At 71.2% G+C, this 13,260-nt stretch carries 12 protein-coding genes and 1 pseudogene; 10 read left to right on the forward strand and 3 right to left on the reverse strand.

Translation table 11 applies throughout. From position 1 onward, the window contains the following. Positions 1 to 94: 94 nt before the first annotated feature. On the forward strand, positions 95 to 430 hold the full coding sequence (locus IQ220_RS10330; RefSeq protein WP_370566420.1) for a DUF3307 domain-containing protein: 336 nt from the start codon (positions 95 to 97) through the stop codon (positions 428 to 430). Between the two features lie 5 nt (positions 431 to 435). Here IQ220_RS10330 and speA read toward each other — a convergent pair whose 3' ends face one another. Next, entirely contained in the window at positions 436 to 2,397 is a 1,962-nt protein-coding gene (gene speA, locus IQ220_RS10335; protein ID WP_193914810.1) for a biosynthetic arginine decarboxylase, read from the reverse strand. 140 nt (positions 2,398 to 2,537) lie between these two features. On the opposite strand from speA, the gene ndk reads away from it, so the two are divergent. From ndk to IQ220_RS15795, 4 genes are all read left to right on the forward strand, one after another. After that, positions 2,538 to 2,996 carry a nucleoside-diphosphate kinase gene (gene ndk / locus IQ220_RS10340; RefSeq protein WP_186697514.1) on the forward strand — a complete coding sequence of 153 codons (459 nt, stop codon included), beginning with the start codon at positions 2,538 to 2,540 and terminating at the stop codon, positions 2,994 to 2,996. Positions 2,997 to 3,165: 169 nt separating this feature from the next. Then, a complete protein-coding gene (locus IQ220_RS10345; protein ID WP_370566434.1) occupies positions 3,166 to 3,861 on the forward strand; it encodes an iron dicitrate transport regulator FecR in 696 nt (231 codons plus the stop codon). Positions 3,862 to 3,890: 29 nt separating this feature from the next. After that, entirely contained in the window at positions 3,891 to 4,973 is a 1,083-nt protein-coding gene (locus IQ220_RS15790; RefSeq protein WP_228009106.1) for a CHASE2 domain-containing protein, read from the forward strand. After that, positions 4,931 to 5,767 carry an adenylate/guanylate cyclase domain-containing protein gene (locus tag IQ220_RS15795; protein WP_370566421.1) on the forward strand — a complete coding sequence of 279 codons (837 nt, stop codon included), beginning with the start codon at positions 4,931 to 4,933 and terminating at the stop codon, positions 5,765 to 5,767. The genes IQ220_RS15790 and IQ220_RS15795 overlap by 43 nt, the downstream gene beginning before the upstream one ends. Here the strand turns inward: IQ220_RS15795 and IQ220_RS10355 are convergent. After that, on the reverse strand, positions 5,745 to 6,863 hold the full coding sequence (locus tag IQ220_RS10355) for an FAD-dependent oxidoreductase (RefSeq protein WP_370566422.1): 1,119 nt from the start codon (positions 6,861 to 6,863) through the stop codon (positions 5,745 to 5,747). The genes IQ220_RS15795 and IQ220_RS10355 overlap by 23 nt on opposite strands. A 95-nt stretch (positions 6,864 to 6,958) precedes the next feature. Between IQ220_RS10355 and gatB the strand changes: the two are divergent. After that, positions 6,959 to 8,505: pseudogene (gatB, locus tag IQ220_RS10360) on the forward strand (Asp-tRNA(Asn)/Glu-tRNA(Gln) amidotransferase subunit GatB). Positions 8,506 to 8,619: 114 nt separating this feature from the next. Here the strand turns inward: gatB and coaE are convergent. After that, on the reverse strand, positions 8,620 to 9,369 hold the full coding sequence (gene coaE, locus IQ220_RS10365) for a dephospho-CoA kinase (protein ID WP_370566423.1): 750 nt from the start codon (positions 9,367 to 9,369) through the stop codon (positions 8,620 to 8,622). Between the two features lie 37 nt (positions 9,370 to 9,406). On the opposite strand from coaE, the gene argJ reads away from it, so the two are divergent. The 4 genes from argJ (at position 9,407) to IQ220_RS10385 (ending at position 13,258) form a co-directional block, all read left to right on the forward strand. After that, positions 9,407 to 10,651, forward strand: coding sequence for a bifunctional glutamate N-acetyltransferase/amino-acid acetyltransferase ArgJ (gene argJ / locus IQ220_RS10370; RefSeq protein ID WP_193914817.1), 1,245 nt, complete (start codon positions 9,407 to 9,409; stop codon positions 10,649 to 10,651). A gap of 22 nt (positions 10,652 to 10,673) precedes the next feature. Beyond that, positions 10,674 to 11,159 carry a hypothetical protein gene (locus IQ220_RS10375; RefSeq protein ID WP_193914819.1) on the forward strand — a complete coding sequence of 162 codons (486 nt, stop codon included), beginning with the start codon at positions 10,674 to 10,676 and terminating at the stop codon, positions 11,157 to 11,159. Positions 11,160 to 11,240: 81 nt separating this feature from the next. Beyond that, entirely contained in the window at positions 11,241 to 11,597 is a 357-nt protein-coding gene (locus tag IQ220_RS10380) for a hypothetical protein (RefSeq protein ID WP_193914821.1), read from the forward strand. Further along, positions 11,594 to 13,258, forward strand: coding sequence for an AarF/ABC1/UbiB kinase family protein (locus tag IQ220_RS10385; protein WP_193914823.1), 1,665 nt, complete (start codon positions 11,594 to 11,596; stop codon positions 13,256 to 13,258). Before IQ220_RS10380 ends, IQ220_RS10385 begins: the two co-directional genes overlap by 4 nt. Positions 13,259 to 13,260: the final 2 nt, after the last annotated feature.

The following is a 13,260-nucleotide window of genomic DNA, read 5'->3' on the forward strand; positions in this document are numbered from 1 at the left end:
GCGCTCATACCGCCGTACCCAGCCTGGGTCAGAGTGGAACCACGCTGCAACAGCCTCCCCGCTGGCCTCCATTCCGATCGCTGTTCCGTTTCCTGTGGCCGATCTCCAGGCAGGCCTGGATCTGTTTCTGCTGCTGGCCATGGGCCATTTCCTCGGCGACTTCGCCCTGCAGAGCGACCGCATGGCCCTGGAGAAGTGCCCGGGGGTGAGGGGGGTGCTGCCCTGGGGCTGGTGGCTGGTGGCCCACGCCGGCATCCATGGCTTCCTGGTGGCGGTGATCAGCGGCGTGCCCTTGCTGGGCCTCGCCGAGTGGATCCTCCACGCCGGCATCGACCTGGGCAAGTGCCGTCGCCTCTACAGCATCGGCATCGACCAGATGCTGCACCTGGGCTGCAAGCTGCTCTGGGTGGCCGTGCTGCTGCTGCGCTGAAGCCCTCAGGACTGCAGGTAGGTGGTCTGCCCCAGGCTGTGCTCCAGGTGGGCCATCAGCCGGCGCGCGTCGCTGATCTTCAGCTGGCCGCCGTTGATTGCCTCCTCGCTGGCCAGCCGCAGCCGCTCCAGCAGTTGGCGCGGGTCGTGCTCCATCACCTCGAGCACCTCGGCATTGGTGTCACCCCGCACCACGTGATCCACCACGTAGTGCCCTGATGTGCCGAGGCGGATGTGCACCGCATTGGTGCTGCCGAACAGGTTGTGCAGGTTGCCCATCACCTCCTGGTAGGCCCCGGCCAGGAACAGGCCCACCCAGTAGGGCTCTCCGGCGCGGGGCGGGTGCAGTTCCAGCAGCGACTTCACCTGGCCCCGGTCGATGAAGCGGGCCAGCTTGCCGTCGGAATCGCAGGTGAGGTCGGCGAAGCTGCCCAGGCCCGTGGGGCGCTCGTCGAGGCGCTGGATCGGCAGCACCGGAAACAGCTGGTCGATGGCCCAGGTGTCCGGCGCCGAGCGGAACACCGAGAGATTGGCGTAGTAGGTGCTGGCCAGGGCGGCCTGCAGGGCGCCCAGCTGCTCGGGGATCTCGGTGCCCTCCGGCAGCGCGGTGAGCCGGGCGGCGATCGCCTCGGCGCAGGCCCAGGTGAGCTGCTCGGCCCGGGCTCGCTGGGGCAGGCCCAGGTAACCCAGCCGGAAGGCGGCCAGGGCATCGTCCTTGAACTTGAGCGCATCGTTCCAGGCCTCCTGCAACAGCTCGCAGCTCAGCTCAGGCCTGGTGCCGGCCTCAGGCGCGGCGCTGGCCTCGATCGTGGCCAGCGTTTCACGCAGGTTGTGCACCGTGAGCGGCTCGTCGGCTTCCTCAGGGGGCACGCCGCCGGGGGGGTGGCCGGTGCCGAGCACGTCGAACACCAGCACCGAGAAGTGGCTGGCGATGGCCCGGCCGCTCTCGCTCACCAGGGTGGGCACGGCCACTCCATGGGGGGCGCAGCACTCCCGCACCGTGGCCACCACGTCATTGGCGTAGTTCTGCAGCGAATAGTTCTTGGAGGCGGCGGTGGCCGTGCGGCTGCCGTCGTAGTCGATCCCCAGGCCGCCGCCCACATCCAGCAGGCCCATCGGCGCTCCCAGCCGGGTGAGCTCCACGTAGATCTGACCCGCCTCCTGCAGGGCGTCCTTGAGCACGGCGATGTCGTTGATCTGACTGCCGATGTGGAAGTGCAGCAGGCGCAGCTCACCGAGCAGATCGGCCTGGCGCAGGGCCTCCACCGTGCTGAGCAGATCGGGCACCGAAAGGCCGAACTTGGCCCGCTCCCCCACGGAGCTGCCCCAGCGGCCGGTGCTGCGGCTGGAGAGCTTGGCGCGGATGCCGATCAGCGGCGCGGCGCCGAGCTCATGGCTGGCCCGGATGATGCGCTCCACCTCATCGGCCTGCTCGATCACCACCACCGGCTGCCGCCCCAGCCGCCGCGCCAGGATCGCCGTCTCGATGTAGCGCTGATCCTTGTAGCCGTTGCAGATCAGCAGGGCCTGGGGGTCGTCCACCAGGGAGAGGGCGATCAGCAGCTCGGCCTTGCTGCCGGCCTCCAGGCCGAAATGCCAGCGCCGGCCGCTCTCCACCAGCTGCTCCACCACGTGGCGCTGCTGGTTGCACTTCACCGGGAACACCCCCTGGTAGCGACCGGCATAGCCGTACTGGGCGATGGCCCGCTCGAAGGCGGCGTGGAGCCGCTCCAGCCGGTCTTCGAGGATGTCGTCGAAGCGGATCAGCAGCGGCAGCGACAGATCGCGGCCCTGCAGCTCCCGCACCAGTTCCACCAGATCCAGGGAGCCCCCCCGGTCGCCGCGGGGCTGCACGATCACGTGGCCGCGGGCGTTGACGGAGAAGTAGGGGTCGCCCCAGCGATCCAGGCCGTAGAGGCTGGCGCCGTCCTCGGCGCTCCAGGTGCTGGGAGGAGCGGTGAGCACCATGGCCCGGCACCGTGCGTGTGGCGTTAAGGAATGTAGGCAGGGCGCAGCAGAGCCGCTGAGGCCGGGCTGCTTGCCAAGCGGGCTGCTTGCCAAGCGGCCGCCTGGCCACGGACGATGGCGCCACCCCCTTCGATCACCCCATGGCCGCCGAACGCACTTTCATCGCCATCAAGCCCGATGGTGTTCAGCGGGGCCTGGTGGCTGAAATCCTGGGCCGCTTCGAGCGCAAGGGCTTCAAGCTGGTGGGCCTCAAGCAGCTCACCCCCAGCCGTGAGCTGGCCGAGAACCATTACGGCGTGCACCGGGAGCGTCCTTTCTTCGCCGGGCTGGTGGATTTCATCACCTCGGGGCCGGTGGTGGCGATGGTCTGGGAGGGCGACGGCGTCATTGCCAGCGCCCGCAAGCTGATCGGCGCTACCAAACCCCTCGAGGCCGAACCCGGCACGATCCGCGGCGACCTGGCCGTGAACATCGGCCGCAACGTGATCCACGGCTCCGATGCCCCTGAAACGGCCCTGTTTGAGATCGGTCTCTGGTTCCAGCCCTCCGAGCTGAGCGACTGGACCCCCTCAGACCAGGGCTGGCGCAGCGAGGGCTGAGCCGCCAGGGGGGGCCATGGCGGCCCCGCGTGGCCTGGCAGCCCAAGGATGATTCACGGGTGAGAATGCCCCGATTCGGTTCAGGGGCTGGAATGCCGACATCTCTGCCGCAGCGGCTGTCAGGGCCCCAATGGCTGCCTCGGCCTCAACGCCTGCCTTCAGGCTGTTGGTGCTGCCACTGCTGCTGGTCCCCCTCGCCCCCGCCCAGGCCCGGGAGGCGGCCACAGTGCAGGAAATCCTCGACGGCCGCGAGTTCTACATCGACAGCCGGGAGGCCCGGGTGAAGCAGCGGGCCACCGCGCCCCAGGAGATCAGCACCCGCAAGAGCCGCGGTCAGATCCGCTTCGACACCGGTGCGGCGGGCCGGGTGAACCGCTTCTCCCAGCTGCGCCTGGGCAGCGGCTGCTTCCTGCTCAAGAAGGGGCAGATCCTGGTGTCCGGCCCCCAGAGCGGCTGCACGCGCTCATCGCGCATGAGTGTGCGGGGCACCAATTACCTGCTGGAGGTGCGTGACGACGGCGAGGCTGAGCTCTCCGTGCTGGAGGGAGCGGTGGAGATCGAGCCGCTGCGGGACGGCGAACCGATTCCCGCCGATGAGCCCGGCGCCGCCCCCCCCACCCGCGTGGTGGCGGGCCAGCGGGTGACGCTGTCGCCTGCCGGGGTGGTGCTCACCCTGCTGCGGCTCAGCTCGGGCGACTACAGCTCGATCCTGGGCGGGCCGTTGTTCAGGGGATTCAGCGTGTCCCTGCCGGGGATGGGCTCCCTGGAGAGCCATCTGCGCCGGGCCATGCCGGGTGTGCCCCTGCCTGGCGGCTCCTCGCTCACGCCCTCCCTGCCGATCTTCGGCTTGCCCAGCTTCTTCTGAGGCCCGCTCTGCTCCGCTTCGTCTTCGCCATGCGCCGTGCCCATGCTCTGGCCCTCGCCTCCGGCCTGGTGGCCGTGGCGGCCGGCTGGCTGACGGCGCGCCCGCCCCAGCCGCTGCGGGTGGTGGAGCGGGGCCTGGAGGATCAGCTGGTGCGTCTGCGGGGCCGCCGGGCCGGGCCCCAGGCGGTGGTGCTGATCGCCATCGACGACTCCACCCTGCAGCAGGGGGCCTGGTTCGCCGACCAGTCGCAGGGGGCCGCGGCGATCCCGCCCTGGGCTGAGGGTCTGAGCACTCTGCCGTGGCCGCGAGCCCGCTACGGCGATCTGCTCGATCGCCTCGGGGAGGCCAGGCCGGCCGCCGTGGCGATCAACGTGGTGTTCGAGGGCAGCAGCGGCGAGGGTGACGCCGATGATCAGGCCCTGGCTGCGGCCATCCGCAGGCGCGAGGGGCGCGTGGTGCTGGCCGCTGAGGTGATGGAGGTGCGCGACACCAGCTACGTGGGGCTGAGCCTGGCGCCGCCCGCCGAACCCCTGCGCCTGGCGGCCGGACCCGACGCCATCGGCATCACCAACACCCTGCCCGGCGGCCATGGCGAGGCCCACCCCCATCCGCGCACCTACAGCGAACGGGTGCTGGCGCTGGTGGGGGCCAGTCCCCAGAAGCCGCTGTCCGAGGCGGTGCTGGAGCGCTCCGGGCGCCGCAGCCGCCAGGACGATGCCCAGCGCCAGCTCAATTTCTACGGGCCCGAAGGAACCTTTGTGCGGATCCCGGCCTGGGAAGTGCTGGATCCGGAGCGCTGGCGCAACCATCCGAAGCGCAGCCTGATCCGCGATGCCGTGGTACTGATCGGGCCGGTGGGCGCCCAGGGCGGTGCCGGCACCGCCACGCCGTTCGGCAGCCTCTCGGGGCTCGAGATGCTGGCCACCGCCACGGCCAATTCCCTGCAGGGCGATGGCCTGCGGTCGTGGCCGGCGCGCCCCCTGCCGCGCGGCCTGCTGGCGATGCTGCCGCTGCTGCTGGTGGGGAGCCTGGCCCTGGTGCGGGGCGGGGTGGCTGGCGGCTCGGTCTGGTGGGGGCGGCCCTGGTCCTGCAGCTGGGGCTGGCCTGGGTGAGCTTCGATCGCTTCGCCGTGTGGCTGCCCCTGCTGGTGCCCGGCTCCGCCCTGGTGCTGCTGGGCGTGCTCTACGGCGGGGAGGCCTACCTGGCGGAAGAGGGCGAGCGGCGGCGGCTGCGGCGCACCTTTGAGCGCTACGTGGCCCCCAGCGTGGTGGCCGAGATCCTCTCGGACCCGGCCGAGGCCGAGGGCATCCTGCGGGGCCGGCAGCTGCCGGTCACGGTGCTGTTCTCCGACCTCAAGGGCTTCACCCAGCTCACCAACGCCCGCAGCGGCCGGGGCCAGATCGAGCTGCACGTGCGCCAGCTCAACCGCTACCTCGGCGAGATGGTGGAGGTGATCAATGCCCATGGCGGCACGGTGGACAAGTTCATCGGCGATGCCGTGATGGCCGTGTTCGGCTCCCCGATCGGCCGCGGCCCCGAGGCGGAGGCCACCGCCGCCGTGCGCTGTGCGGTGGCGATGCGCCAGGCCCTGCAGCGGCTGAATGGGGCCTGGCGCGCCGAGGGGCTGGAACCCCTGGACAGCGGCATCGGCCTGGCCTCAGGCGAGGTGATCGTGGGGCAGATCGGCAGCCCGCGGCGTATGGAGTTCACCGTGATCGGCGACAAGGTGAACCTGGCCAGCCGTATGGAGGGCCTCACCCGCACGGTCGGGGCGCCGTTGCTGTTCGATGCCGCCACCGCCGAGCTGGTGCAGGCGGTGCTGCCGGTGCAGGCCCTGGGGGAGCAGGCGGTGAAGGGGATGGGGGCGCTGCCCGTGTTCACCCTCAGCAGCCTGCCGCAGAGCTGAAGCGGTCCCAGCGGAATTGGCTGAGCAGCTCGGCGGCGTCGGCGTCCAGCGAGCGCCCCAGCAGCGGCTCCCCCACCAGTTCGGCTGTGATCGCGGCCAGCAGCACGCCGTTGCGGTGGTGGCCGGTGGCCAGCCACAGTCCTGGGATGGGGCTGGCCCCCAGGATCGGCGCCTGGTCGGGCGTGCAGGGCCGGAAGCCCCACCAGCGTTCCATCGGCGGCCAGTGGCTGGCTTCAGGCAGCAGGGCGGCGATGCCGGCCTCCAGCTGCCGCTGGCCGTCGGGGGTGAGCCCGCCGGCGAACCCCGCCCGGGGTTCCGAGGTGGCGCCCACCACCAGCAGACCGTCCTGGCGGGGCACCAGATAGGTGCCTGGCCCGAAGATCACCCGCTGCAGCGCCTGGCGGGGCCCCTGCAGGGAGAGCATCTGCCCCTTCACCGGCGCGATCGGCAGCTGGGGCAGCAGCCGGCCGCTCCAGGCGCCACAGGCCAGCACCGCCTGGTTGCAGCGCAGCAGCTCCTGGCGGCCGGCGGCACTGCGCCAGCCCACGGCCTCCAGCGCTCCTGAACCGTCGCGCTGCAGCGCCAGCACCTCACCGCCCTCCTCGAAGCCCACGCCCCGCTCCACGCAGGCCCGCTCCAGGGCCCGCATCAGGCCGCGGCGGTTGTCGATCTGGCCGTCCTGGGGGAACAGCAGCCCGGCCTGCCAGCGGGGGCCGAGGCCCGCCACCTGCCGCTCCAGGCCGGCGCGATCGAGGGCCTCCCCCAGGGCGGCCGTGGGGTAGCGATCCCGCTCAGCAGCCGTGGCGAAGGGCACCAGGATGCCGCAGGGGCGCAGGCCGCAGCGCAGGCCGGCGTCGGCCTCGACCCGCGCCACCCAGCCGGGAATGGCGGCCAGGGAGCGCTGTCCCAGGCTGAGCAGGGGCCCTTCCAGGCCTTCCGCGTGAGGCGCCAGCATCCCCGCCGCCACGAAGCCGGCGGCCTCCTGGCGGCGGCGGCTGAGCACCCGCACGCGCCCGCCTGCGCGGGCCAGGTGGTGGGCGATGGCCAGGCCCATCAGGCCCCCACCCAGGATCAGTGTTTCGCTGGCTGCGCTCACAGGCGGGGTCGGCAGGCCCCAGGCATCCTGCCAAGCGCAGGGCCGGTGCCCGGGTTCCATAGGATCGCTCCACGCAATGGCGCTGGAGAGTTCAGATGGCAGGCACAGCCCAGGCCACAGCCCTGGAGGGGCCGGCACCGGGGACCAAGGCAGGATCAGGGGCCGGATCAGAGGGTGCTGGAGCGGCCTGGGAGGCCGTGATCGGCCTGGAGACCCACGTGCAGCTGGGCACCGACAGCAAGATCTTCACCGGGGCTTCCACCACCTACGGCGATGAGCCCAACACCCACATCGACCCGGTGGTGTGCGGCCTGCCGGGCACCCTGCCGGTGCTCAACCAGAAGGTGCTCGAGTATGCGGTGAAGGCCGCCCTGGCGCTCAACCTGCAGGTGGCCGAGCACAGCAAGTTCGACCGCAAACAGTATTTCTATCCCGATCTGCCCAAGAACTATCAGATCTCCCAGTTCGATGAGCCCATTGCCGAAGATGGCTGGATCGAAGTGGAGGTGGCCGAGAAGGGGAAAGACACCTACCTGAAGCGGATCGGCATCGAGCGGCTGCACATGGAGGAGGACGCCGGCAAACTCGTGCACGCCGGCAGCGACCGCCTGGCCGGCTCCACCCATTCCCTGGTGGACTACAACCGCGCCGGGGTGGCGCTGGCGGAGATCGTCAGCAAGCCCGATCTGCGCACCGGTCGTGAGGCGGCGGAATACGCCTCGGAGATCCGCCGCATCATGCGCTATCTGGGCGTGAGCGACGGCAACATGCAGGAGGGATCGCTGCGCTGCGATGTGAACATCTCGGTGCGCCGTGGACCCGAGGCCCCCTTCGGCACGAAGGTGGAGATCAAGAACATGAACTCCTTCTCGGCGATCCAGAAGGCGATCGATTTCGAGATCCAGCGCCAGATCAAGGCCTACGAAAGCGGCGAGCCGGTGCTGCAGGAAACCCGCCTCTGGGATGAGAGCAAGCAGCTCACCAAGAGCATGCGCTCCAAGGAGGGCAGCAGCGACTACCGCTACTTCCCCGATCCCGACCTCGGCCCGATTGAGGTGAGCACCAAGCAGCGGGAGGCTGGCGCGCCGAACTGCCCGAACTGCCGGCGGCCAAGCGGCACCGCTACGCCGACAGCCTGGGCCTCTCCCAGTACGACGCCCGGGTGCTCACCGATGAGCGCCCCATGGCCGCTTACTTCGAAGCGGTGGTGGCGGCCGGTGCCGATCCGAAGGTCACCGCCAACTGGATCACCGGCGACATCGCCGCCCACGTGAACGCCAACCGCCTGGCCTATGGGGAGCTGCCGCTGCGCCCCGATCAGCTGGCCGAGATGGTGCAGCTGATCGAGAACGGCACGATCAGCGGCAAGATCGCCAAAGACCTCCTGCCCGAGCTGCTGGAGCAGGGTGGCTCCGTGAAGGCGATCGTGGCCGAACGCGGCCTCGGCATGATCTCCGATCCCATGGCGATCAGCGCCATCGTGGAGGAGCTGCTGGCGACTCACCCTGGCGAAGTGGAGGCCTTCCGGGGCGGCAAGACCAAGCTGCAGGGCTTCTTCGTGGGCCAGCTGATGAAGCAGACCGGCGGCAAGGCCGACCCCAAACTCGCCAACCGGATCCTGGCCGAGAAGCTGAAGGGCTGAGCCTGTCGCCGAGGCCAAGCGTCCAGCCCCACCGGGCAGGCTGTCCGAGCTGCCCACGGGTCTTGAAGCGGTTCTGCGGATGCGTCGGCAGGTCCAGGGATGTGTCAGCTGTCGCTAGGCGGGCGAACCTGGCTGGGCTCTGACAGAACCAGGTTCCAAGGCATCCGCCAAGGCAGTCTCCAGGGCGCTCACCTCGCCCCGGTTAGCGAGCACCACATCCGTCAGCGTTCGCTTGCGCTCCAGGGGCCACTGCGCAGCGATGCGGCCGCGGGCCTCGGCTTCGCTGAGCCCGTTTCTATTCATCAGCCTGCTCAGCTGTTGGTCCGCGTCGCAGTCCACCAGCCACACTTCACTACAGAGCACCTCCAGACCGGCTTCGAACAGCAGGGGGATCATCAGCACCACCACCGGGGCCTCCGCCAGCCGGGCCAGTTCCGCCTCGAACCGCTCGCGCACCAGCGGATGCACCAACTGCTCCAGCCAGGCCCGCTCCACCGGGTCAGGGAACACGATGCGCCCCAGGGCGGCGCGGTCGAGCTGGGGGGTTTCCCCGCCGGCCGTGGCCTCCTGCACCTCCAGCCCATAGCGTTTCAGCACCGCCGCCTCGCCGGGAGAGCCTGATGCCAGGGCTGCACGGGCGTAGAGGTCAGCGTCGAGCACCGGCAGGCCGGCCTGCTGCTCCAGCCAGCGGCCGGCGGTGCTCTTGCCGCTGGCGATGCCGCCCGTGAGGCCGATGCGCCGCTGGCGGCCGCTCCAGCGGCGACGGTTCAGCCCGGGGAGCATGGCCGGCGGGCCGAGCTGTTCGAGCCTGAAGCGCTTGCCCTCACCGGTGGAGGGGCTGGTGTTGGCGTTCAGCTCCGCCACGGCGGCTCGGCAGGATGGGGCGATTCATCCTGGCGCCGTGACCCCCACCTGGCACCCGATCCCCGGCGGCGTCACCGCCCCCGCCGGCTTCCTGGCTGCTGCCATCACCGCCGGGCTGAAGCCGTCGGGCAATCCCGATCTCTGCCTGCTGCTGGCCCCGCAGGGGGCCGTGTGCGCCGGCAGCTTCACCACCTCGCTGGTGCGGGCGGCCTGCGTGGACCTCTGCGCCGAGCGGCTGGCGGCCAGCGGCGGCCGGGCCCGGGCGGTGCTCACCAACTCCGGCCAGGCCAATGCCTGCACCGGCGATCGCGGCCTGATCGACAGCCTGCGCGCCACCGCGGCCCTGGCCGATCGGCTGGGGCTGGCGGCCGAGCAGGTGCTGATCTGCTCCACCGGCGTGATCGGCGTGCCGATCCCGATGGACACCCTGCTGGCGGGCCTCGATCCCCTGGCCGAGGCCCTCAGCCGCGAGGGTGGCGAGGCCGCGGCCACCGCCATCCTCACCACCGACCTCACGGCCAAGCAGATCGCCCTGGAGGCCGACCTGGGCGGCCGCCGGGTGCGGATCGGCGGCATGGCCAAGGGCTCGGGCATGATCCACCCCGCCATGGCCACGATGCTGGGTTACCTCAGCTGCGATGCCGGCGTGCCGGCGCCCCTGTGGCAGGCGATGGTGCGGCGGGCGGTGGATCGCTCCTTCAATGCGATCACGGTGGACGGCGACACCAGCACCAACGACACGGTCCTGGCCTTTGCAGCCGGCGAGCCCCTGAGCCCCGAGCACCTTGAGGCGCTGGAGGCCGGCCTGACGGCGGTGTCGCAGCACCTGGCCCGGGCGATCGCCCGCGATGGCGAGGGGGCCACCTGCCTGATCGAGGTGCAGGTGGAGGGGGCCGCCGACGAGGCCGGCGCCATTGCCGTGGCCCGCACCGTCTGCGGCTCCTCGCTGGTGAAGTGCGCCGTGCATGGCCGCGATCCCAACTGGGGCCGGATCGTGGCTGCCGCCGGCCGCGCCGGGGTGGTCTTCGATCCCGAGGCGGTGGCCCTGTGGCTGGGGGAGCACCAGCTGATGGCCGCCGGCCAGCCCCTGCGCTTCGATCGGTCCGCCGCCTCCGCCTACCTGCGCGATTGCGCCGCCGGCACCTATCTGGGTGGCAGCGGGCCTGGCGGTGACACAGTGCTGATTCGCCTGCGGCTGGGGCAGGGCCCCGGCAGCGGCAGGGCCTGGGGCTGCGACCTCTCGGATCAGTACGTGCGCATCAACGCCGATTACACCACCTGAGCGCGGCGCGTAGCCTCCCTCCATGCCCCAGTCGAGTTCAGCTGCCGCCGCTGCCCGGCCCGTCCGGCCCCGCCACCGCTGGCGCGGTCCGCTGCTGGCCGGATTCTGCTTCGGGTTGGGCTATGGCATCACCCAGCGGCTGCTGGTGCTGCAGCTGCCGGGGCTGGTGCAGCTGCAGCAGGGGTTTGATGTGCGCGAGTTCCCGGGCACCAGCCTCGAGAGCCTGCGCCTGCGCTTCGGCAGTGACAACGAGGAGATCCGCGGCGATCTGGAGCTGCTCGAGCTGGAGCGCCAGGCCAAGCAGCGCGAACAGGAACGCCAGGCTGCCGAGCGCGAGCAGGCCGCCGAGCGCCAGCGGGATGAGCGGCAGGCCGAGCAGGAGCGGGCCCTCCAAACCCTCCCCGAAATCCCGCCCCTCAACCCTGCTGCTGACCCAGGCGCCGATGCCACCCCTGAGCCCGACTCCTCCCCACCCCCAGCCCCTGCCTTGCCGGAGCCCAGTCCCTGAGGTCATCCCGAGCGGAACCCGGCGCCTGGCCCCGCACTGGCAGCGCCCATCTGGCACAGTTCGAGCAGCAGCTCAGGCCCCATGACGGCGCCCCAGATCCTGATGCAGGCCGCCGTGGCCCGGCTGGGGGCACGCCTCGGCAGCGGCCTGGTGGATGCGGCCGCCAGCCTGGCCCTCGTGGTGCAGGACGCCCCTGAGAAAGTGCGCCAGGAGCTGCAGCTCTTCTGGGAGGAGGTGGAGCTGGAGGCCGGCCGCCTGGAGCGCGATGGCCAGGGCGGTGCGTCTGGCTCTGCCTCCACGCCCGTGGATCCAGATCGCCCTGGCGATGGTTTCCAGCGCCCCGCCGCTGTGGTTGCGGGGCTGTCCGTCCAGGAGCAGATCGATGCCCTGCGGGCCCAGGTGGCAGGGCTGGGTCAGCGTCTGGATCGGCGCCCGTGATCCAGCGCCCCCTGCGCATCTGGTGGCTGGCCCTGCGCCTCAGCGCCGGACTCTGGTGGGACGGCAAGGGCTGGACCTACCCGGGTGGCCCCACCCCCGAACGGCGCAGCCGCCGCGCCAGGCGACGGGCCCGCTGGCTGACCCGCGAGTTCCTGGCCCTCGGCTCGGCCTTCATCAAACTCGGCCAGCTGCTCTCGGCCAGGCCGGACGTGCTGCCCCCTGAACTGGTGGAGGAGCTGGCCTCCCTGCAGGACCAGGTGCCCGCCTTCCCCTTTGCCGTGGTGCAGGCCCTGCTGGAAGAGGAGCTGGGCGAGCGCTGTGCCGAGATCATCGATCTCGAGGAGCTGCCGCTCGGTTCGGCCAGCCTCGCCCAGGTGCATCGCGCCAGCCTGCGCAGTGGCCGCCAGGTGGTGCTCAAGGTGCAGCGCCCTGGGCTGGAGCGGCTGTTCCGGCTGGACCTGGAGGTGCTGCAGCAGCTGGCCGCCGTGGTGCAGCGTCACCCCCGCTGGGGCCGTGGCCGCGACTGGGTGGGCATCGCCCAGGAGTGCCGCCGCGTGCTGCTGCGCGAGCTGGATTTCCGCCTCGAGGCCGAGCACGCCGCCCGGTTCCGCCAGCAGTTCCTGGACGACCCCGGCATCCGCATCCCGGCCGTGGTGTGGGAGCTGAGCTCCCGCCGGGTGCTGTGCCTCGACTACGTGCCCGGCATCAAGATCAACGACCGCGACGCCCTGCTGGCCGCAGGCATCGTGCCCGCCGCCGTGGCTGAGAAAGGGGCGGCCAGCTATCTGCAGCAGCTGGTGCGCTTCGGCTTCTTCCACGCCGATCCCCACCCCGGCAACCTCGCTGTCGCCCCAGACGGCACCCTCATCTATTACGACTTCGGCATGATGGGGCAGCTCTCCGGCCGGCTGCGCTCCCGCCTGGGGCGCATGGTGCGCGCCGCCGCCGCCCGCGATGCCTCCACCCTGGTGAAGGAGTTGCAGGCTTCCGGGGTCATCGCCCCCGAAGCGGATCCAGGCCCCGTGCGGCGGCTGGTGCGGGTGATGCTCAACGACGCCCTCACGCCGCCCTTCTCGGCCAACGTGCTGCAGAAGCTCTCCGGTGACCTCTACGACCTCGTCTATGGCCAGCCCTTTCGGGTGCCGCCCGAGCTGATCTTCGTGATGCGGGCTCTCTCCACCTTCGAGGGGGTGGGCCGCAGCCTCGATCCTGGCTTTAGCCTGGTGGCGATTGCCCGCCCCTACCTGCTCCCCCTGATGACCTCCAGCGGCAACGGCGGCGGTGACCTCCTCGGCGAACTCTCCCGCCAGGCGGCCGAGGTGGGCAGCCGCGCCCTCGGCATTCCGCGCCGCCTCGACGACAGCCTGGCCCGCATCGAGCAGGGGGACCTGCAGGTGCAGATCCGGGCCGGCGAAACCGACCGGCTGCTGCGGCGCCTCGCCCTGGCCCAGCAGTCCGCCGGACAGTCGATGCTGCTGGCCGGGCTGGCGGTCGCGGCGTCGCTGCTGGCCACCAGCCGCCAACCGGCCCTGGTGGTGATCCCCGCCGTGGCCTCGCTGCCGGTGGGGCTGGGCTGGCTCAAGCTCCAGTCCCGGCTGTCCCGCGATGGCCGCCTGGATCAGCTGCCTGGCATCGCCACCAGCACCACCGATCCAGACTGAGA

The organism is Cyanobium sp. LEGE 06113 (assembly GCF_015207615.1).